Annotated in this window: 18 protein-coding genes; all 18 read right to left on the reverse strand. The window is 71.6% G+C overall.

Annotated elements, in window-relative coordinates; genetic code table 11:
* Positions 1–437: 437 nt before the first annotated feature.
* Entirely contained in the window at positions 438–1,028 is a 591-nt protein-coding gene (locus ACFP3R_RS34260) for a hypothetical protein (protein ID WP_380642537.1), read from the reverse strand.
* A gap of 144 nt (positions 1,029–1,172) precedes the next feature.
* A complete protein-coding gene (locus ACFP3R_RS34265; RefSeq protein ID WP_380642539.1) occupies positions 1,173–1,454 on the reverse strand; it encodes a hypothetical protein in 282 nt (93 codons plus the stop codon).
* A 39-nt stretch (positions 1,455–1,493) separates the two neighbouring features.
* Positions 1,494–2,546: a hypothetical protein gene (locus ACFP3R_RS34270; RefSeq protein WP_380642541.1), complete on the reverse strand. Its 1,053-nt coding sequence runs from the start codon at positions 2,544–2,546 to the stop codon at positions 1,494–1,496.
* Between the two features lie 322 nt (positions 2,547–2,868).
* On the reverse strand, positions 2,869–3,357 hold the full coding sequence (locus tag ACFP3R_RS34275) for a hypothetical protein (protein ID WP_380642543.1): 489 nt from the start codon (positions 3,355–3,357) through the stop codon (positions 2,869–2,871).
* 224 nt (positions 3,358–3,581) lie between these two features.
* On the reverse strand, positions 3,582–4,502 hold the full coding sequence (locus ACFP3R_RS34280) for a bifunctional DNA primase/polymerase (RefSeq protein ID WP_380642545.1): 921 nt from the start codon (positions 4,500–4,502) through the stop codon (positions 3,582–3,584).
* 328 nt (positions 4,503–4,830) lie between these two features.
* On the reverse strand, positions 4,831–5,892 hold the full coding sequence (locus tag ACFP3R_RS34285; RefSeq protein ID WP_380642547.1) for a DUF4192 domain-containing protein: 1,062 nt from the start codon (positions 5,890–5,892) through the stop codon (positions 4,831–4,833).
* Positions 5,893–6,011: 119 nt separating this feature from the next.
* Positions 6,012–6,431 (reverse strand): hypothetical protein, encoded by a 420-nt coding sequence (locus tag ACFP3R_RS34290; RefSeq protein ID WP_380642549.1) that lies wholly within the window; start codon positions 6,429–6,431, stop codon positions 6,012–6,014.
* An 867-nt stretch (positions 6,432–7,298) separates the two neighbouring features.
* Positions 7,299–7,778 carry a hypothetical protein gene (locus ACFP3R_RS34295; RefSeq protein ID WP_380642551.1) on the reverse strand — a complete coding sequence of 160 codons (480 nt, stop codon included), beginning with the start codon at positions 7,776–7,778 and terminating at the stop codon, positions 7,299–7,301.
* A gap of 183 nt (positions 7,779–7,961) precedes the next feature.
* On the reverse strand, positions 7,962–9,374 hold the full coding sequence (locus ACFP3R_RS34300) for a hypothetical protein (RefSeq protein ID WP_380642553.1): 1,413 nt from the start codon (positions 9,372–9,374) through the stop codon (positions 7,962–7,964).
* Positions 9,375–9,445: 71 nt separating this feature from the next.
* Positions 9,446–10,945, reverse strand: coding sequence for an ATP-binding protein (locus tag ACFP3R_RS34305; RefSeq protein WP_380642555.1), 1,500 nt, complete (start codon positions 10,943–10,945; stop codon positions 9,446–9,448).
* A 265-nt stretch (positions 10,946–11,210) separates the two neighbouring features.
* Positions 11,211–12,461 carry a hypothetical protein gene (locus ACFP3R_RS34310; RefSeq protein ID WP_380642557.1) on the reverse strand — a complete coding sequence of 417 codons (1,251 nt, stop codon included), beginning with the start codon at positions 12,459–12,461 and terminating at the stop codon, positions 11,211–11,213.
* Between the two features lie 195 nt (positions 12,462–12,656).
* On the reverse strand, positions 12,657–13,172 hold the full coding sequence (locus ACFP3R_RS34315) for a hypothetical protein (protein WP_380642559.1): 516 nt from the start codon (positions 13,170–13,172) through the stop codon (positions 12,657–12,659).
* A gap of 473 nt (positions 13,173–13,645) precedes the next feature.
* On the reverse strand, positions 13,646–13,999 hold the full coding sequence (locus ACFP3R_RS34320; RefSeq protein ID WP_380642561.1) for a hypothetical protein: 354 nt from the start codon (positions 13,997–13,999) through the stop codon (positions 13,646–13,648).
* Between the two features lie 269 nt (positions 14,000–14,268).
* The gene (locus ACFP3R_RS34325) at positions 14,269–14,751 is read right to left on the reverse strand and encodes a hypothetical protein (protein WP_380642563.1); all 483 of its coding nucleotides are present in this window, start codon (positions 14,749–14,751) and stop codon (positions 14,269–14,271) included.
* Positions 14,752–14,864: 113 nt separating this feature from the next.
* A complete protein-coding gene (locus tag ACFP3R_RS34330) occupies positions 14,865–15,137 on the reverse strand; it encodes a hypothetical protein (protein ID WP_380642565.1) in 273 nt (90 codons plus the stop codon).
* Positions 15,134–15,502 carry a DUF6884 domain-containing protein gene (locus ACFP3R_RS34335; protein ID WP_380642567.1) on the reverse strand — a complete coding sequence of 123 codons (369 nt, stop codon included), beginning with the start codon at positions 15,500–15,502 and terminating at the stop codon, positions 15,134–15,136. Before ACFP3R_RS34335 ends, ACFP3R_RS34330 begins: the two co-directional genes overlap by 4 nt.
* 230 nt (positions 15,503–15,732) lie before the next feature.
* Positions 15,733–16,197 (reverse strand): hypothetical protein, encoded by a 465-nt coding sequence (locus tag ACFP3R_RS34340; protein WP_380642569.1) that lies wholly within the window; start codon positions 16,195–16,197, stop codon positions 15,733–15,735.
* Between the two features lie 494 nt (positions 16,198–16,691).
* The gene (locus ACFP3R_RS34345; protein WP_380642571.1) at positions 16,692–17,360 is read right to left on the reverse strand and encodes a Crp/Fnr family transcriptional regulator; all 669 of its coding nucleotides are present in this window, start codon (positions 17,358–17,360) and stop codon (positions 16,692–16,694) included.
* Positions 17,361–17,752 lie beyond the last annotated feature (392 nt).

The following is a 17,752-nucleotide window of genomic DNA, read 5'->3' on the forward strand; positions in this document are numbered from 1 at the left end:
CAACGTCCGATCTACCAGGAGTTCCCCGTCTGTGCACCAAAGGCCCCTTCACCTGCGCAAGCTCGGAAACGGGCACTAACACGTGCAGGTGCCCTACGCGACCAGGGCTGCGGTGATGATCCATCGGGTCGCTACACTGGTGCAGCGTATCGGGATAGGGCACTTCGGAGCCTGTACGGTCCTGGTGCGTTGTGTCCCTGCGGTCTTGGTCGAGCCACTGCCTGGCGGTGGTAAGCCTTCGGGCTTCTGCGGGGGGACACGGGCGTGCCTGGCTTCGGCCAGGCACGCCCTCAGCATCTTTCCTGAGTTCCTCCGGCTCGGCACCTGCCCGCCGCAGCTCCCCGGTGAGCGGTGAGCATGTCGATGGCAGCAGGTGCAGCACCGGGTTCCGTGCTCGCCGATGCGTCCTCAGGCGCGGTGCGCAGGCGCCAGGGTGTCTACTTGCTGGCATCGTCTCCGTCGGCTGTGCTGGTCGTCTGGACCAGGTCGGTCACGGCCTGGACTGTCGTGCGGTGCAACCAGTTGAGGAACGTCTCCGGCAGGCCGGTGCTGGTGCCCGTGACCTCGTCGCGTCCCAGGAGCAGACAGGGCCCGGAGATGCGCGGCCTGTCCGCGGCGAGCAGTCGTCGGGCGAAGGCCCGGTCGTTGTCGGTGGCGGGGTAGTTGCCGGAGGCGATGTCGTCGAGCAGGTCGTCGAGCACGACGTTGATGGTCGGGTTGGGCGGGTGGTTCTCCAGGCTGCGGTCCCCGATCCAGAAGTCGAGGCCGCGCACGACGTGGACGCGGTCGGCGAAGGGGTCACCGACCAGGCGGATCGGCAGCAGGGCGAGTTCGTTCGGGTCGTCGGGCAGGGTGAGGAAGTAGACCTGCTCGTCGTGGCAGAACATGCCGAGCCGGTAGTGCGGCCGAGACGTCGAGGTGAAGGTAGCCGCGTCGGTGTCGGGTCGCGCGACGGTTGGGTCGTGCAGGGGGGCGATGGTGGGCAGCTGCTGGATCAGGGCTGTGGGCTTCGCGATGGAGTTGTCCATGACGTGGTGTCCCTTCGGTGCCGGGTGCCGGGTGCCTGTGGAGGTTGGGTGCGGTCGGCCCGGTACAGCCCTCGTGGTCGCAGGAGCCGGGCCGCTGTCGCCGTCGACCAGGGTTGGGTGCGTTCGGGATCGGGCGGGTGGCGTCTACGTGGCGTCCAGGCCGCAGCCGGGGCAGAGCAGGAAGACGCCCGCGTCGGTGTCCGACCTGTCGGAGTCGACCGGGTGGCCGTGGTGGTCGAACCACGTGCCGGGGGGTGATTCCCAGGTGCAGACCTCGGGCTGTTCGGCGGGCCAGGTGCGGTCGGGCACGTGCACGAACCGCCTGTCCGGGTGGACGTACTCTCGGGAGAGGCCGTGGAAGTCCACGGGCCGGTCGCTCGGTACGAGGACCGCGGTGTTGTGCGCCGGCGTGAGGGAATCGGTCATGCTGTTGTGCCTTCCGGGGTGTGCTGCGGGCTGCGGGTGTCACCGGTTCGTGGGTCGGTCCCAGACGTGGACGGTGTGGCCGGTCTTGAGGGGCTTGTCCTGAGGGCCTCGGATCTGGGGGTTGATCCAGACGAGGCGGCGCAGGGACCGACCGGGTCCGTGGGCTTGGTTGCGCCAGTGGCCGCGGACCAGCCACCGCACGGTGTACTGGCGCTCACCGCTGCCGGTGGGCCGGTTGCCGGTGGGCTTGTCGCGGTGGCGACGGTGCACATGCACGATGCGGACCTCGGAGCCGCGCACGCCCTCGCGGGCCTCGCGGCGCTGGAGGCGCCGGTTGGGGGTGATCTGCTCGGTCTGGCTGATGCCCGGTTGGGTCATCAGCAGCCAGGCGGCGTAGAGCACCTTCGTCCACGGCACGACGGCTTGGCCGACCACCAGCGTGGTCAACCGGCCGATGAGGTCGAGGTCGGCGATGGTGTTGCCGTGGTGCAGGGTGATCTCGTTGTCCCACATCCACTCGGGCGAGGCCCTCAGCGCGGCGTCGAGTTCGGTGCGCTTGGGCGGTCGGCCGAGGATCCTGGTCAGGCAGTGGCGGGCGTAGTCGAGGTCGCGGACGCTGTAGAACGTGACCCCGGTGGCGTCGGGCACGCCCGGTAGTGGTCCCCAGGAGGCGGCGGCGATGTCGACGCGCCGGTCGCCCAGCGCGTCGCCGAGGTAGGAGCCGATGGGTTCGGCGAAGACGATGAACCCGTGCTCGGCCGGTTGGTGGGTCTCGTCGATGCGCAGGTCGTCGGGCAGTGTGTCGGCGGCGGCGGTGGCGACCTGGGTCATCTCCGGGGAGACCCAGTACAGGGCGGCTTGGGTGAGGCGTTCGCGTTCGCCGTCGAGGATGAGCCGCGCGGCCCGCTGGGGGTGCGGTGAGCGGATCAGGTCGCGGGAGAAGCGGCCTTCCATGACCATCGTGGTATGGAAGGCGAGCGTTTCGGGCTGGGCGAAGACCTCGCGCAGGTAGAGCCGCACAGCGGGCAGGTCTCGGGGTGTGGGTGGGGTGTAGGTGCTGTCCCAGATGCCGGTGTCGGGGTTGAAGGGCACGGTGGTGTGGCTCCCGAAGGGCGAAGGAGTGGCTGACGTGGTGCTGCGGCAGGGTGGGAGCGTGCGCAGGCACCGCGGGCCCCGGTTGAAGCCGGGGCCCGCGGTGCGGGCTGGGGGTGGCCTGTGGGGCAGGGTCGCGGTTGCGGCCCGTGGTGTTCGGGGTCGGCTACTGCTTCCTTGTCGGTGCCCCGTGCTCATGCCGTCGAGGCGCATGCTTCGGCGCGGGAGGCAGGTCGCCTGATGGGGCCTGGTGTTGCGGTGTGCGTCATCGATGGCCTTGGCGAGCAGGCTGTGCCCGGTGGGGTGCGCTGGAGTGCCGGGGTCAGTGCCGTGTGTCGGTCGATCGCGGATCGGTTCCCGGTACCGGGCGCTGGTCGCGGTGCAGGGGCGTGGTGCCGTGCCGCCGCTCGTTGAGCTGCCGCGGTTCCGGGATGCGGCGCCAGCCGATGCGCTGGCAGGCGTGGAAGCGGCCGTCGACCGCGACGACGTCGCCGATGGACAGCGACCGGTTGCCCCGGTGGCGGTAGCGGACGGCGCGCGGGTCGGGCTTGCCGAACGCGGGGTCGTCGCCGACGTTGCACAACTGGAAGGCCGACTCGACCAGGTCCAGGTCGCGGCTGCGGGCGCTGGGCGGCTCGCGGTAGGTGAGGACTTCGGCGACCGGCTGTCCCTGGTAGCCCACCAGCAGTGCGCGGTCGTGCAGGTTGTGGAAGACCCGGATGTCGACGGGGCGGCGTGCCCAGCGCAGCAGCGTGTGCCTGCACCGGTCGAATGCTTCGGCGAGGTGGTGTCGGGTCGGTCGGATGGTCATCGTGTCGCACCCTCTTGCGGGTCGGGGATGGCCCGCGGTTGCGGGGTGCGTCCGCCGAAGCAGGGGCAGTGGGCGGGGGGTGGCGTTGTGTGCCGCCCCCCGCCCACTGCCCCTGTACGGTGCGGCGCCCCGCAACCACGGGCACATCCGGCCGCAGGCGCGCACCCTCACCACGCGGTCGGGCCGGAGGGGGCGGAAGCGGCCCTCTGTGCTGGGCTGGTTGGTCAGCGCAGGTCGGCCAGGGTGCGTGGTCGGGCCATGCCCCAGGCGAGGCCGTCGTTGATGGTGGTTTCGGCTTCGCGGGCGCTCCAGCCTTCGACCCCGTTGTGCCGGGTTGCGGCAGCGTGTAGGACGGCGCGGGCTTCGTGCTCGTCGAGTTCGCCGCCGCCCACCCACCGGCCGAGCTTGTTCGCGGCGCGCAGCAGGATGTCGTGCCGCTGCCCGGGAGCGGCTCTGCGCACCTTGTCGGCTTCGCCGGTGACGACGGCGTCGAGGTAGGCGTCCGGGTGGCGTGGCGCCGTGCTCGCCGACCGCAACGCTCTCGCAGGCTCGGGCGGCAGGAGCAGCGGGATCAGCCACTGCGGCAGTGCGGCGATCGGCGCGCGGTTCATCGGCCGGTAGACGCCACGGGTGCCCACTGATCCGGCGGCGACGATGTAGCCGCCCGCGCCGCGGGAGTCGATCCGCCAGCCGAGGCGGCCGATGGTGTTGCGCAACTCCGGTTCGGCGGGGGCCCGGAAGTACAGGTGCAGCCCGCCGGAGGGGGTCCGGACGGTGTAGGTCCGGTTCGGGTAGGGCTGCCCGGCTGCGTCGGCGAGGCGTGCCAGGACGTCGCGGCCGTGCCTGGCTCCTGCCCACCGCGGTGGCGGTTCGTGGCCGTGGGCGTCGTCGAGGTCGAGCACGTACAGCCCGCTGGGTTGGCAGGCGATACCGATGTTGAACGGCCGCGCGCTCCAGGTGTCGCGTATCCGTTCGGGGTCGCGGGTGGCGATGATCTGCCAGTCCTTGTCCTTGGCGATTTTGCTGCGTGGCCACAGCGGGAGGACGTAGTGGCCGTCGCGGGCGGCGTTGAGTGCGACGCGCATCAGGCGCGGCAGGGCGGGTGTGTGGGTGCCGGTCGATCGAGCGGTAGTCGCGATGCGCAAGGAAGTCCTGTCCTTTCTGCCGGTGCCGGTGATGGGCGGGCTCAGGGTGGGTGAGCTGTCCGGTCGGGCCGGCGGGTCGACCGGCGGTGGGGCGTTCGCGTCCCGGTGAGGTGGGTCGCCGGTCCCGTGCCCGCCGAGGCGCACACGGTGTCGCGCAGAGCGGACGGTGATCGCGGTGGTCTGCTTCCGGTGCGTTCCGGCGGGGCTGCCGCCCGTGTGCGTGCGGAGTTCGTGACGCGGCGCGCCTGCACAGCGTCAGGCGTCGGGCCTGGTGTCGTGTGCGCTGTGCAGGCACGCCGTCGGCGGTGTGGACGGGGACCGGCCGGGGTTACGCGGGCTCGGCCGGGTCCATCCGCTCGACGCGCTCGACCGCGTGGTCCACGAGCAGGCGGAGCGTGTCCGGGTGCATCTGGCTGTCCAGGGCGGCGCGCAGCAGCTCGGCGAAGCGGTGGCCGGGAAAGGCCGCCTCGGCACGGTCGAGAGCCAGGGAGGCCAGCACGCCGTCTCCACGCACGTAGGCGGCTACGGCCAGCAGTGTGGCGGGCTCCGCGCATTCGGGGGCGGGGCACTGCCGGGTGAGTTCGCTCCACAACCGTTCTGCGGCCTGGGCGTGGTCACCGGCGGCGGTGGCGAGGCACGCGTCGCGCGCCGCCTTGTCCGACAGGGCCACCGCCAGGTCGGCGACGTCCTGGTCGGAGAGCGCCTCGGACCGGTCCTCGGTGCGCTTCACGTGCTCCATCACCAGGCGGTAGGACTCACCCGTCGACTGCGGCCGACCACTGCGGCCGGCCGGGTTGTCGATCAGACGCGCCCGGCGGGCCAGGGCGTCGTGGGGGTCGGGGCGCAGTGTGGCGGCGAGGTCCTCGCGGTTGTCGAACGTCCGCCGGCCCCGCACCGCGGAGATCGCGGCGAGCACGGAGGTCTTCGGGTCCGGCACGGTACCGGTGTGGGACGGGTCGTGGTAGTCGTACCAGCGCGCTCCGGCGGTGATCGCCTCGGTCCAGAACATGCGCAGCGGTACGTCGTGCTCGGCGAGCGTGTCTCGCATCCGCGCGGCCAGGGCGGCATGCGGCAGAAGGCCATCGACGGGCCCGCCGCCGACGACCCCGCCCACGAGGACCCCGACGACGGCGGCACCGGGGTGGCGCGCGGCGGACGCGACGGTCTGCTCCACGAGCCTCCGGGACAGCGCGTCGGGGGGCAGTGTGCTGCACAGCACCACCTCGATCGTGTCACCGACGAACACGTTGGCCACCACGGCATCCGCCGGGTAGTAGTGCAGCAGGTGCGGTACGGCGGCGATCAGGTCGCCGGGCTGGTTCAGTGCGACCGGTGCGATTCGACCCAGGCGGGATGTGGACGAAGTCGGCTCGGGCGTCGGGTCGGACATCACGGACGTGCTCCTTCGGGGATGTGGTGGACGTGGTCGCGCGGCGCGGACGCCACGAGGTGCCGCACTCGGGTGCCTCCTGGGGGGCACGGAGCGCGGCAGGTTGCCTGGCCTGTGGGTCAGGCGTGTCGGGTGGTGCGTGCGACGCGCATGCCGGCCTGGTCGGCGAGCAGGGCGTAGACGTCGTCGGCGATGGGGAAGCCGGTCAGCTGGTGCCACGCCCGGCGGTCGTAGGGCACCGGAATGCCGTCCGGGTGCTGCATGACGCCAGGGGTCGGGTACTCCAGGTGCGACGGGCCTCGGGTGCGGAACGTGGAGGAGACCGCCTCGTCGGTGGTGTCGAAGCGCACGATCGGTATCCCGTCGGGGATGGTGGACTCGTCGTGGCGGCACAGGAATTCGGTGAGCGTGGTGTTCGGGCGCATGCTGCCGACGTTGTGGTGGCGGTCCGCGGCTTCGGTGTCGTGGACGGTGCCGGTGACCTCGTCTCCGGTGGCGGCGACCACGATCAGGCTGATTCGGTGGCGGTGAGAGGGCATGGGCTGGTGCTCCTTCACGGGTGTGGTGGCTGTTGCCGAACCTGGTGAGTCCGGCGTCGGCGGGTTGCTGGTGGGCGTCGTCGTGGTGGCGGGGCGCACTCGCGTCCGCGTCGGTGCCGGACGGGCGGGGTCAAGCCCGCGGGTGTGGTGTCCCGGGGGCTTGACCCCGGTCCGGTGCCGGCGCAGCGTGGGCACGCCCCGCCATCGCGACGGCCACCGTGGACTCGGCGGGAACCGGCATGACGGGAACCGGTGCCCGGCGTCGGCCACCCCATGGCCGGTTGGCTGCCGCGGTCCGGAACCGTCGGCCGACGGCATGGTGAAACCGGCATGGGGCACAGTTGCTCGGCGAGGGACAGGGTTCCGATCCCCGCCGGCCGTGCAGCGATGTGGAAGGCGCCGGCGCGGTCCTTCTCGGCACGCGCGATTTCCCCTGAGGCCGTGGTTGTTCACGCGCGTTGACGTTCCACGAGAAGCGCACTGGTCACAGTGGAGCGCCGCGCCGTACTTGGTGTCGTCTGTCCGGCGGGCATTTTTCGTTCAACGAAAAGTCGGTACCGTGCCGTCGATTGCGAACAGGACGAAACGAGATCAACAAATGTGCACTATGGTATCCACGGGGTTTCACATGCAGCCGGTACGCTCCGCCGGCTCGATGCCTTCGGGGCAGGGCTGCTGAACGGTGCCGGGGCGGGCACCGGGCATGCCCGTCCCGGCGCCGCTCGAACTGCCGGAGGTTCTGGCCGCCGGGTTCGGGCGGAGCGGACGATGGTCTTCCGCTTCGGTGGCCGGAGGCCGCGACTCGATGCGGGGACCTGTCGCGGCCCCGGGGGCCGCGGCAGTGGGCGTTGTCGGCTCTTGAGGCCGCTACGACCACGAGTCGTCGCCGGTCGTGACGACGACCGCCGAGGCGTGTCGCTGGAACTGCTCGTCGTCGATGCAGCCGACGGTGGCCTCCAGCGACAACAGGTAGTGCTCGGCCTCGGCGTGTCGGTTGGCGGCGACCACCTCGGGCAGCCTGCGCAGGGAGTTCTCCAGCAGGTCGGGCAGGGTGGCGCCGTGGATGAGGTGCGCGGCCTGCCGGACCGCCGCGAGCCGCTCGTGCAGGTCGTGCACGTGGTGCGGCGGGCCGTCGGGGACGAGGGTGAAGGACGTGCGGCTGACGTTGGTCAGGGTGATGTGGTCGTGGTTGTCGACGAGCGTGTATCGCGGGCCGTGGAGGGTGTCGTCGACGGAGATGATCCGGTAGCGCCCCCAGTGGTCGTCGAGCGATCCGCGGTAGTTCACCCAGCGGCCTGCCTCGGCCTGGTCCGACGGGCTTTCCCGGGTGTCGTGCGTTGTCTGCATCGGGATGTCTCTCCTCTGGATTGCGTATGCGGATGTCGCCTGTGTGCCGGCGGGCGCGGGCCTGCCGGCACACAGGCGGCGGGGAGGTGACGAACGGGCCGCGGGAGGCTGTCGCGACGAGCGGGAAAGGCTCTCGTGGCCGGGGATTCGTGTGCGGTGCGATGAGGACCGTGGCCGGTGTGGTCAGGGGTGGGCGGTGGTGTCGAACTCGCGGGCGGCGCGGTGTGACTGCGTGCGCAGTTCGGCGGTGACGACGTCGTGGTCGGCGCCGGCGAAGGTGGAGGGCAGGATCGCCCACCGGTCGGTGGCGACGTGTCCTGCCGTCAGAGGCGGGAAGTACCGGCCGTCGACGATTGTGAGGTCGATCGGCGAGGCGTGGTCGGAGGCGGGATTGACCACCAGCAGTCCGCCGGCGCGTACGGGCGGGGTGGTGATGTCGTTGACCGGGATGGCCACGCGTTCGGTTCCGCCGATCGTGCCCAGCGCCAGGTACTGCACCGGTCCGGTCACATGCACGACCCGCAGTTCCGGCCCCCAGGCGGGTTGGGTCAGGAAGGCGATGACGTCGCCGGGCTGGACCCGGCGCAGCAGTTGCAGTTCGGTCGGTGCGGGCGAGAACAGCTCGGCCAGCAGCAACGCCAGGTCTCGCAGCGTTGCGGCGCGGTCGGCGGGGATGTACCAGTCGTCGATGGCGTCGAGCTGCCCGGCGCGGTGCCGCAGCGCGTCGACGGCCTGGTGGGGCTCTCCGCCCAGGGCGGTCAGTGTCGCGTCGACGACGACCGTGGTGGACACGCCGTCCTCGACGCGGGTCTGGGTGGGGCGTTGGTCGGCGCGGCCGGTTTTGCGTCCGCCGTTGAGGTCGCCGAGCACGGTGCCGATCGGGCGCAGGAACGGTTCGGGTTTGCGGCCGTGCACCCAGGGCAGCGGCCCGTCCAGGATCTCGCGCAGGAGGCTGACGACGCTGTGGGCGGCGGCGTCGCGGGCCGGAGCGGCGGCCAGCGCGTGCAGCATCGCCGCGGTGTGCAGTGCCCGCGCTCCGGCGGCCAGGTCCGCTCCGGCGACCGGGTCCGGTTCGGCGCGGTCGGGCCCGCCGCGCAGGGGGTCGCGCCAGGACGCGACCTGCTCCAGGACCTCCTGCGGGCGGCGTCCCCAGTCGATCGGGGTTCCGGTGGCGCCGGGCAGCCGCTCCAGTGCGTCGACGTAGTCGCTGAACGCCTCGTCCGACAGGTCCAGCCCGGCCTGTGTCGCGTCGGCGCGGCCGTGGGCGAGGTCGGCGAGCGTGGGCACGTGGGTGGCCGTGGCGATGTGGACGACGTGGCGGCGGCCGTGGCGCGTGGCGGGGGTGGAGCGCGCGGTGAACGACAGCAGGCGTCGGGTGGGCGACAGGCGCAGGTCGGTGGCGGATTCGATCATGCCGATGGTGCGTGCCCGACCGGTCTCCCAGGACCCGGTGTCGCGGGTGGGGACCGGTGGGGTGGCGTCGCGCAGCACACGCAGCACTTCGTCGATGCCCGTCCACGGCGCTTCCGCGGAGACCTCGGGGAGCAGGGTGCGGCGGCGCAGCAGCGGCAGCGGAGCGTCGGGTGCGGTGTTCATGCGGTGTCCTTGCTGGTCGGTGGTGTCGGAGTCGGTAGGGGGACGAGTGGTGTGGTGGGCTGCGGGCTTGTTCAGGGCGGGGTGGGGCGGCTTTGCAGGCGCAGGGCGAGGGCCTGCTCGACGTGGCGTGGTTCGGGGTGCTCGCAGGCGTCGAGGTCGGCCGGCGACCAGGCGACGCGACGGACCTCGTCGACGCCGTGCTCGCTGAGCACCCCGGCACGGTGGTGGCGGTCGAGCAACTGCCAGGAGGTGCGGGGGAAGACGCTGCTCAGGGTCAGGACGTCGGCGGGGACCTCGGTGTTGGTGGACACCCCGGTGTCGCGCCATCGGCGGGCGGCGCGCAGGCGTGCGGCGGCGACCGCGTCGGCCAGCACCGGCAACGTCACCGGGTCCTGCCCGGTCTGCTCCTGCCCGGTCTGCTCCTGCTCGGTCTGCTCCTGCCCGGTTCGGTGGTCGCGGTCGCAGTGGGGGACGTGCAGCCGGACGGAGACGCGGTCGTAGACGGACGGCGGCACCTGCCGCATCTCGGAGGCCAGGTCCGGGCAGGACACGACGATCAGCGGGTCCGCGGTGAACCCGGTGGGCGTGCCGTCGACGGGCAGGACCACGCTCCGGTTGTCGACGATCCGCAGCAGTGCCTCCCACTGCTCCCGCGAGCGATGCCCGGCGGCGGTCAGGTGCAGCACGCCGTGGGTGGCCAGCAGCGCCTCTCCGGGCCCGTGCGCGCCGCCGATCAGCGCCGACACTGACGCGGCGCGGTGGGGAGCCCGGTAGGGCGGGGTGTGATCGAGTGGGACCTCGGCGACGGGATCGCCGTGGCGTCGGTTGCGGGCCAGGACGAGGGCCTGCTGGTCGGTCAGCGTGGGCAGCAGGGCGGCCAGGGTATGGGCGAGCAGGCTGCGGTCGGTGGGCTCCGGTCCGGTGAGCAGCACGTGGTGTCGACCGGCGGCTGCCGTCGCCGACCCCCGTGCCACCCACGGCGGGAGCACCACGCCGTCGAGGAACGACGGGATCGGGCGCTCGGGCGGCTGCCTACCGGAAGGGGCCGGGGTGAGCGCGTCGCGGCGGCCGTGGGCGTAGGCCACGACCTGGGCCAGCGTGGTCGCGCCGAGCACCCGGATCCCGTCGAGCGTGGGCGCGCCGTCCAACTCCGCGGCGGGGACGATGACCCGGCGCAGGTCGGTGCGGCCCCGGAGGTATCGCAGACACGCCTGGACCTCCGGTGTCGGGCGCACGCTGCCGTCGAGGCCCAGACCGCCCAGGAAGACGGTGTCCTGAAGCTGCGGCATCTCGCCGGAGGCGGTCAGCACCGCGACGGCGACGGCGAGGTCGTGCAGCGGGTGCTCCCGGCCGGTGAACCCGTTGCTGTCGATGCTCACCGGCGTGGTCGGGTACGGGCGGTCGGAGTTGCGGATCGCGGCCTTGACCCGGTCGTGGCGCTCCGGCGTGATCCGACGACGGCCCGGCGGAGTGGTGTGGGCGTGGTGGTCGACTTCGAGAACGGCGGTGATCACCAGGTCCTGGGCGCCGCCGGCGGCCGGGACGAGGGAGCGGATACGAGCTGTGGTCATGGTCTTCCCTGTGGATGAACCCGAAGGGGGTGATGTGCAAGGGGCTGGGCGGAACGGGGCCGCGCAGAGACAGGCGGGGGAGAGCCTGTGGAGCAGGCGGTGATGGTGCGGCCGCGGTCGCGGTGTGCGCCTGATCACCACGGTCGGCCGCACCCGCTGACGGTGGAAGTCGGTGACAGGCCCTGCCACGGCACCACGGGCCCACCCGGTCTGGGACCGGGTGGGCCCGTGGTGTGTCCGAGGACGCCTGGGTGCGGCCCGTCGGTTACCCGGCCAGGGCCATGGCGCGCAGGGCCAGGTCGTCGAGCGTGTCGGCGCGGGCGGGGTCGGCCACGGTCTGGCTGTAGCTGGTGATGGCGTGGGCGATGCCCGCCGCGGTGGGCTGGGCCCCGGCGATGAAGTGCCGCAGCACGCCCTCGCGCTCGGCCTCGGTGAACCCCAGCTCCCGGCCCAGTACCCGCACGGCCGACTGCGGCTCGGTGACCGGCGCCCCGGCCCGCTCCTCCAGCGTCGCCACCTGCCGAGCCAGGAAGGCCGGCGAGAGCCACTCGCGGACGTGGTCGCGGGCCTGCGCGGAGATGACGTCGAGCTGCTTCTTGACGGTGTCCTGCGACCAGCTGATCGTGCCGCCCTCCATCCGCTGCCCCAGGTGGACCTTGCGGAACGCCAAGGCGGGCAGCGTGAGGCCGTTGCGGCAGATCCGCACGAACAGCTCCGGCTTGAGCGTCACCGACCCGGAACCGACCTCGGAGTTGGAGAACCGGAACCCGGCGAACACCACCGGCTCGCTGCCCGGCTCGTAGCCCTGGCCCTCGGCGGCGGCCAGGCGGCGCCCCGCGTCGAGGTCGGTGGTGACGCGCTGCCGGTCGGCCTCCAGGGTCGGGTCGGCGAACGGATTGCGGTAACCGGCCAACAGGGTCGGGGCCAGCTGCTCCACTGCGGGGGAGTAGACCTTGCAGTGCATGGAGGAGTCGGTCAGGTCGCAGGAGCGGATCTCGACCTCCACGTCGGCCTGGCGGATGCCGTCGAGCACGGCGGTGAGCAGGTCGAGGTTGTCGACCATGCCGAACCGGTCCGACAACAGCGCGCGCAGCACCCCCGGCTCGCCGTCCTGGCCGCGGAACAGCCGCAGCAGGAACGAGCGCTCGTCGGCCGGGTAGATCACGCTGGTCGCGCCGGTGGCGGTGCGCTTGGACTTGCCGTGCAGCAGCCCGTTGACGTTGGCGTCGAACAGGTCGGGCCGCTCGGTGCGCAGGAAGCGCAGGTACTTCGAGCCGATGCCCAGCTTCGCCGCGATCGTGGTGTCCGCCGAGGCGGTGGGCACGTACAGGCCGTCGACCAGGGTCACGCCGTGGCCGTCGACGACCGGCTCGATCCCGGACAGCTCGATCGCCCCGCCCCGGGCCCGCAGGGCGGTGGCCGGGGCCACCACGTCGATCTTCGCGGCGTTCTGGGTGCGCAGCATGTGCAGCATGTGCTCGAAGCCGGCGTTGCGCACAGAGGTGGTCGTGGACACGGGAAACTCCATTCCGCGAGGGCCGCGCACGACATGGCGTGTGTGGCCCTCGCACTCGGGTGGTCTGGTGGCGTCGGCGTGTTCGATCGCCACCGCCGGGCGTTGGCGATCGTGGTGTCCGCCCCACCGACAAGGAACGAACAGGGGTATCGGGTGAAATGCGACCGGATATGGTGGCCGGCTAACAGAAAAGAGTTACGCGACCAAGGACGAGAACATCGGCAATCGGTATGCCTGTGACGCCGGGATCAAGTCGATGATGTCGCGGTCCCCGGTCCACTGTTCGACGAACCGCACGTGCACGTCCAGCCAGGTGCGGACGGAGCGGGGCAGGGTGCCGGTGGCCGGCCGGTGTCCGGTGCCGCCGTAGAAGGTCATGAGGATCTCGTCCTCGTGCCGCCACGCCAGTTCGGCGCCGATCCTGGTCGGGATCGAGGCCAGCTCGGCGGGGTGCCACAGCGGGCCGTACGCGGTCCAGCTCTCGCCGCCGGCCACGTGCGGCTGCACCACCAGCCGCAACGGCTCGTCGTGCCCGACCATGGTGCCTTTCGGGCTGACCGGGCGGACCTGCCGGCACACCCGGCATCGCCCGTAGATCGAGGACGGGTGGCCGTTGGCCCGCGGGCCGATGCTGCGGTCGATCGCGGCCGTGCGACTACCCGGGCAGCGGATGGTGTCCACGAACAGACCGGCCGAATTCCTGAGGCGCATACGACTTTTCCTCACTCGCGTGCCGTCCCCGGACTTTTGATTCATCGGGTGCGGCATGACGGATCACGTCAATCGATGGCGCACCATTCATCGACTTGGAAATTTGCGTCGTGACTATCGCTCGGCGTCGCTCGCTCACTCTGTCGCAGCGTTGTCGGCGCCGGGCCCCGGTGCGGTGGGGCGCACTCGGAGGGCGTCCGTGGCGGGGTAAGGGGGCAAGCCGCAGCTTTTCCGCGGCTTGCTCCCGGCCCGACGCGGGCGCAGAGTGCGCAAGCCCCACCGCACCGGGAGCCCGACGCCTGGCCTGGCACCCTTCCCACCCCTGGGTGCGGCAGTGGAGCGTTCCGTTGACTCCGGGCAGGCCCGTGGTGCCGCACAGTCCCGACGGTGGGCGGCTGCGACCGGGCCAGCTGCGGCGTGACCGGCGTTCGTGCAGCCGCCGGCCGTCGCGGTTGGACGTGATGCGCACGACCTCACGCGGGCCGTCTGCGGTGTGCTCGGGAAGACGCTCTCGTCGGAAAGCTTGGGCTGCGCGCCTGTGGGGGCCTCTGCACGGTCATGCGCGCCGGCGGTGGCGGTGTATCGGTGACGACACCACGGCAGGCCGGGCAACGGTTGCGCGTCGAGGCCGGCACGACGCCCACGGCGGCATCGCCGTCGAGGTCGCCGTACTGCGCGCACCGGTCTGCCACGTGGCCGAGGTGCACCCCGGCGCGTTCGCGGGCGGCGTGCGTGCCGCCCGACACGACGGTCTCGGCGAGGCGCTCGGCGGCCTCGTGCTCGGCGAGCGCGGCCGGCTCCGGCGTGCCCCGGTGGTCGATCGGCATCGCCAGTGGTCCGTCGGCCTGCCGCGCCAGGCCGCAGCGTCACAGTGGATCGCGACGCCCGAGGCGGCACCGCACTGCGCGGTGCGTGACCTGACCGCAGTGCCGGAGAGGCCCACACCAACCCACCGGCCAGGTCGGCGAGGACCTGGACGAGGCTTCCGGTTGGGGCATCGGATCTTGGTCGACTGCTGTCTTGCCGGAAGCCTCGCCCACCACGCTCCCCGACGCTCAGCCTGCGCCGTGACCTGCGGCGTCACGATGACAATGGCTCAGTCAAAACAGGTTTCCAGGGCCGTGAGTTGCCCCGGGTCGAGGCCGGCGGTGGTGAAGTCGTACAGCCGCATCCACCGGCGGTCGTGCCGGTTGCACAACACGTGCAGTCCGGTCGTGTCGAACAAGTAGAGCCACCGGTAGGCCGGGTCGGGCTTCTCGGTCAGGCGGCCGGTGATCGGCTGTCGAGCCGACTCGGCGAGGTGGTAGCCGATGCCCCGGTGTGGCGTGATGTGTTTCGGCGTGAAGGGCGTGCGCCGGCCGGTGTCGAGTTCGTAGCCCGCCGCCCAAGGGTTGATCGACTCCCAGTCGTGGTTCAGGAGTGCGCGCACGAGGCGGTCGACGTCGCCGTCGTGGTGACGGTGCAGGGCCTTGCTCAACTCGGCCACCTGGAGCGCGGGAAAACCCGCCCGCGCGCACGGGCGGGCCGTGTAGGTGGTGCCGTCGGGGGCGAGTTCACCGACCAGGGATCGGGGTGGCATGGTTGCTTCTTCCACTCGGTTTGGTTGCGACGCAGGCGATGTGATCCCTCGCGCCGGGGGAAGGCGGTGTCCGGTGCGCGCCGACGCTCCGGCGCTGTGGGTGATGGATGGGGCTACTGCGCCCGGACGTCGGGGTGACGGACGTCCTGTGACCGTCGGAGCTCGGCGAGGAGCCGGCGCTGGTGGCCGATGCCCGGTGCGGTCTCGTAGGCGTCGCACAGCAGCACCGTGTGCGGGTGCTCCGGCCGGAGCAGGTCGCAGGCGTCACGCAGCCGGGTCAGGTACGCCCTGGGCATGAAGGCGACGGTCTCGGTGTCGTGGCCGGCGGTGAGGGCCGCGAGCTGGTCGGCCGGCCGCCAGGCGGCCACCGCGCCCGGCGTGGTCATCGACTGTTCGTACGGCGCGATCCCGGTCTCGGCTCGAGCAGGCCGTGCCGGGCGGACAGGATCATCACTCGTGCGGGAACGCCTACCGCTGCGGCGAGGGTTGTCTCCCTCGCGATGACGGAGAGGCGGAACCGGAACATCGACCCGGTGTAGAGCGACCGGGCCGGTGCCGGGCTGCCGAGTGTGGTGCGACTGCACGGCACGACGAACAGTTGCCGCGTCCCGTCGGCCGGTGCGGTGCCGGATGACGGCGTCACCGGTCCGCCGCCCTGCACGGTCGTGCCGCAATGGTGATCGTGGTGGACGGTCGGTGCGCCCCAGGCGGTGCTCGCCGCGGTGGCGTCGGGTGATGCGGGATCGGACATGGTGTGGGCCTTTGCCGGGTTCGAACGGCACGGGTGGTGCATGCGGCGCCGGAGCACAGCGCAGGGGTGCTCGTCGGGTGGGAAAGGGAAGGTCCGGTTCTCCTGTCTGCGCAGACAGGAGAACCGGACCTTTCGGGGCGATGGGTCGATAAGGGCACTTCGCAGCCGCGACGACGCCCGTGTCGAGGACGAATATGGGTGTCGTTACTCGCGTACGGGCATGTCGTGGATTATCGGGATTTGGTCGGCACGGCTTGGTCGAGCGAGTCGAATCCCCACGGCGCCCGCTGGTAGGCGGACAGGGTGGTGTACCTGTGGAGGGGGCCGATCGAGGTGCGCACGACTTCCGCGAACTCCGGTCGACTGTCCAGGATGGCCTCGCGGAGGCGGCGGGTGAGGGCGTGGGCCTCGCTGTTCTTCCAGCCCGGGTGCTCGCAGCTTTGGTAGGTGTAGCAGTCGGCGGCCCGGAGGGTCAGGATCGGGTCGAGATCGGCCTCGGTGGTGTGCAGTCGGTACCGGGGTGTGGAAGTGTCCTCGTCGTACAGGTGGTTCACCGACGCGTGGTTCTCGTCCCAGAGTTTCTGGCCGAGCGTCCGGAATCCGTCGACTCCGAGGTCTTTCGGAACAATGCCGAGTTGAACCATAGCGTTTACGAGAACGTCGATGTGGCCGTTCTCGACGGTCCATGCGGACATGGCGTTACCTTTCCGAAAAAGTGATTTCACCCGGTATGGCGAAAGTGGGCCGAACGTGATCCGCAACCGATGTTGTGGGTGTTTTCTTCGGATCGCTCCGCCCGGTTACCGGGTGGCGCCACCCGTCAGGGGCGGTGGGGCGCGCTCGCCGGTCCCCGACGGCGGGGAAAGGGCGCAAGCCCTGCTGTTGGGGCTTGCACCCTCCCCGCGGCCGGGGCAGAGTGCGCTCGCCTCACCGCCCAGGGGGTGGCGACCGTGTGGTCGCGGCGCCCTGTCGTTCGGGCGCACGGCTTCCATGCCGACGCGGCGGAACCCTGGTGCTGGACCGGTGCCTGCTCGACGTGGTGGTGCGCGGGCAGCTCCGCGTCGTCGCGACCGGTGTGGACGTCGGTCATGACGAACTCCCCGGTAGGGCAGCCGGGTGGTGGACGCTCGCGCGGAGATTGCGTGGTGAATGGAGCGAAACCCGCGGCATTGTGCGGTGCCGAGTGCGGTCAGCGCGTCCGGCGCGCGAGGCGTTGCGGGTCGAGGATGAGCACGGTCCTGCCCTCCAGCCGCAGCCAGCCGCGGTGGGCGAAGTCGGCCAGGGTCTTGTTCACCGTCTCGCGTGTCGCGCCGACCAGTTGTGCGAGTTCCTCCTGCCGCAGGTCGTGGGTGACCTGGAGCAGGCCGCCGTCGTGGCTGCCGAAGCGCTGGGCGAGCTGGAGCAGGGCCTTGGCCACCCGGCCGGGTGCGTCGTTGGCGATCACGTCGGTGAGCATCGAGTTGGTCCGGCGCAGCCTGCGCGCCAGGGTCCGCAGCAGGTGCTCGGCGAGTTCGGGCCGTTGGGTGATCCACTCGTGCAGGGCGGGGCGGTCGATGCCCAGCGCGTGGACCTCGGTGACCGTGGTGGCAGTGCAGGCGCGTGGGCCGGGGTCGAAGACCGACAGCTCGCCGAACAGGTCGGACGGGCCGTAGAGGGCGAGCAGGTGCTCGCGGCCGGTGGGTGACCTGCGGCTGATTTTCACCTTGCCGGTCTGGATGAGGTAGAGCCGGTCACCCGGTTCGCCTTCGCTGAAGATGACGTGACGCCGGGGGAAGACGACGGGGTTGTCGACGGCTTCGACGGCGGAGCGCACCGGGTCCGTGGTGGACAGCGGGGTGCCGGGTCGGGTGGTGGACATCGTGTTACTCCAGGGTTCGGATCGGTCGGGTGTGCGGGGACGCGCGGGTGAAGGGCACGCTGCCCTCGACCGGTAGGTCCGCGAGTTCGTGCTGTGCCGATCGGGACCGGTGTGCCGGGCCGGGCACGTCGGTGCGCCGGGCCGCAAGACCCCGGGGCGGATGCTGATCGACCGGTGAGCCGATGTGGGTGGGGCACCGGGCTCCCGGCGGGCGCTGGGCCACACATGTCGTGCGGCCAGCGCTCGACGCTCTACCGTGCGGTTGACGCTCGGTGGACGCGGGCGGGTGCAACTCGCCCATCAGCGGGGCGGCGTGCCGAGGCTGCTGCTCCCGGTCGGTAAGGCCGCACCGGTCCTGCTCGCCCCGCAACCGCGAGGCGTGTTCGCGCAGC

The organism is Saccharothrix lopnurensis, from assembly GCF_042658445.1.
Taxonomy (GTDB): domain Bacteria; phylum Actinomycetota; class Actinomycetes; order Mycobacteriales; family Pseudonocardiaceae; genus Actinosynnema; species Actinosynnema lopnurensis.

Excerpts from the sequence above, each read along its gene's own strand:
- ACFP3R_RS34340 (WP_380642569.1), bottom strand. The coding sequence starts at position 16,197 with ATGTCCGCATGGACCGTCGAGAACGGCCACATCGACGTTCTCGTAAAC.
- ACFP3R_RS34300 (WP_380642553.1), bottom strand. The coding sequence starts at position 9,374 with ATGAACACCGCACCCGACGCTCCGCTGCCGCTGCTGCGCCGCCGCACC.
- ACFP3R_RS34330 (WP_380642565.1), bottom strand. The coding sequence starts at position 15,137 with ATGACCACGCCGGGCGCGGTGGCCGCCTGGCGGCCGGCCGACCAGCTC.
- ACFP3R_RS34325 (WP_380642563.1), bottom strand. The coding sequence starts at position 14,751 with ATGCCACCCCGATCCCTGGTCGGTGAACTCGCCCCCGACGGCACCACC.
- ACFP3R_RS34305 (WP_380642555.1), bottom strand. The coding sequence starts at position 10,945 with ATGACCACAGCTCGTATCCGCTCCCTCGTCCCGGCCGCCGGCGGCGCC.
- ACFP3R_RS34285 (WP_380642547.1), bottom strand. The coding sequence starts at position 5,892 with ATGTCCGACCCGACGCCCGAGCCGACTTCGTCCACATCCCGCCTGGGT.
- ACFP3R_RS34275 (WP_380642543.1), bottom strand. The coding sequence starts at position 3,357 with ATGACCATCCGACCGACCCGACACCACCTCGCCGAAGCATTCGACCGG.
- ACFP3R_RS34260 (WP_380642537.1), bottom strand. The coding sequence starts at position 1,028 with ATGGACAACTCCATCGCGAAGCCCACAGCCCTGATCCAGCAGCTGCCC.
- ACFP3R_RS34345 (WP_380642571.1), bottom strand. The coding sequence starts at position 17,360 with ATGTCCACCACCCGACCCGGCACCCCGCTGTCCACCACGGACCCGGTG.
- ACFP3R_RS34265 (WP_380642539.1), bottom strand. The coding sequence starts at position 1,454 with ATGACCGATTCCCTCACGCCGGCGCACAACACCGCGGTCCTCGTACCG.
- ACFP3R_RS34315 (WP_380642559.1), bottom strand. The coding sequence starts at position 13,172 with ATGCGCCTCAGGAATTCGGCCGGTCTGTTCGTGGACACCATCCGCTGC.
- ACFP3R_RS34290 (WP_380642549.1), bottom strand. The coding sequence starts at position 6,431 with ATGCCCTCTCACCGCCACCGAATCAGCCTGATCGTGGTCGCCGCCACC.
- ACFP3R_RS34320 (WP_380642561.1), bottom strand. The coding sequence starts at position 13,999 with ATGCCGATCGACCACCGGGGCACGCCGGAGCCGGCCGCGCTCGCCGAG.
- ACFP3R_RS34335 (WP_380642567.1), bottom strand. The coding sequence starts at position 15,502 with ATGTCCGATCCCGCATCACCCGACGCCACCGCGGCGAGCACCGCCTGG.
- ACFP3R_RS34295 (WP_380642551.1), bottom strand. The coding sequence starts at position 7,778 with ATGCAGACAACGCACGACACCCGGGAAAGCCCGTCGGACCAGGCCGAG.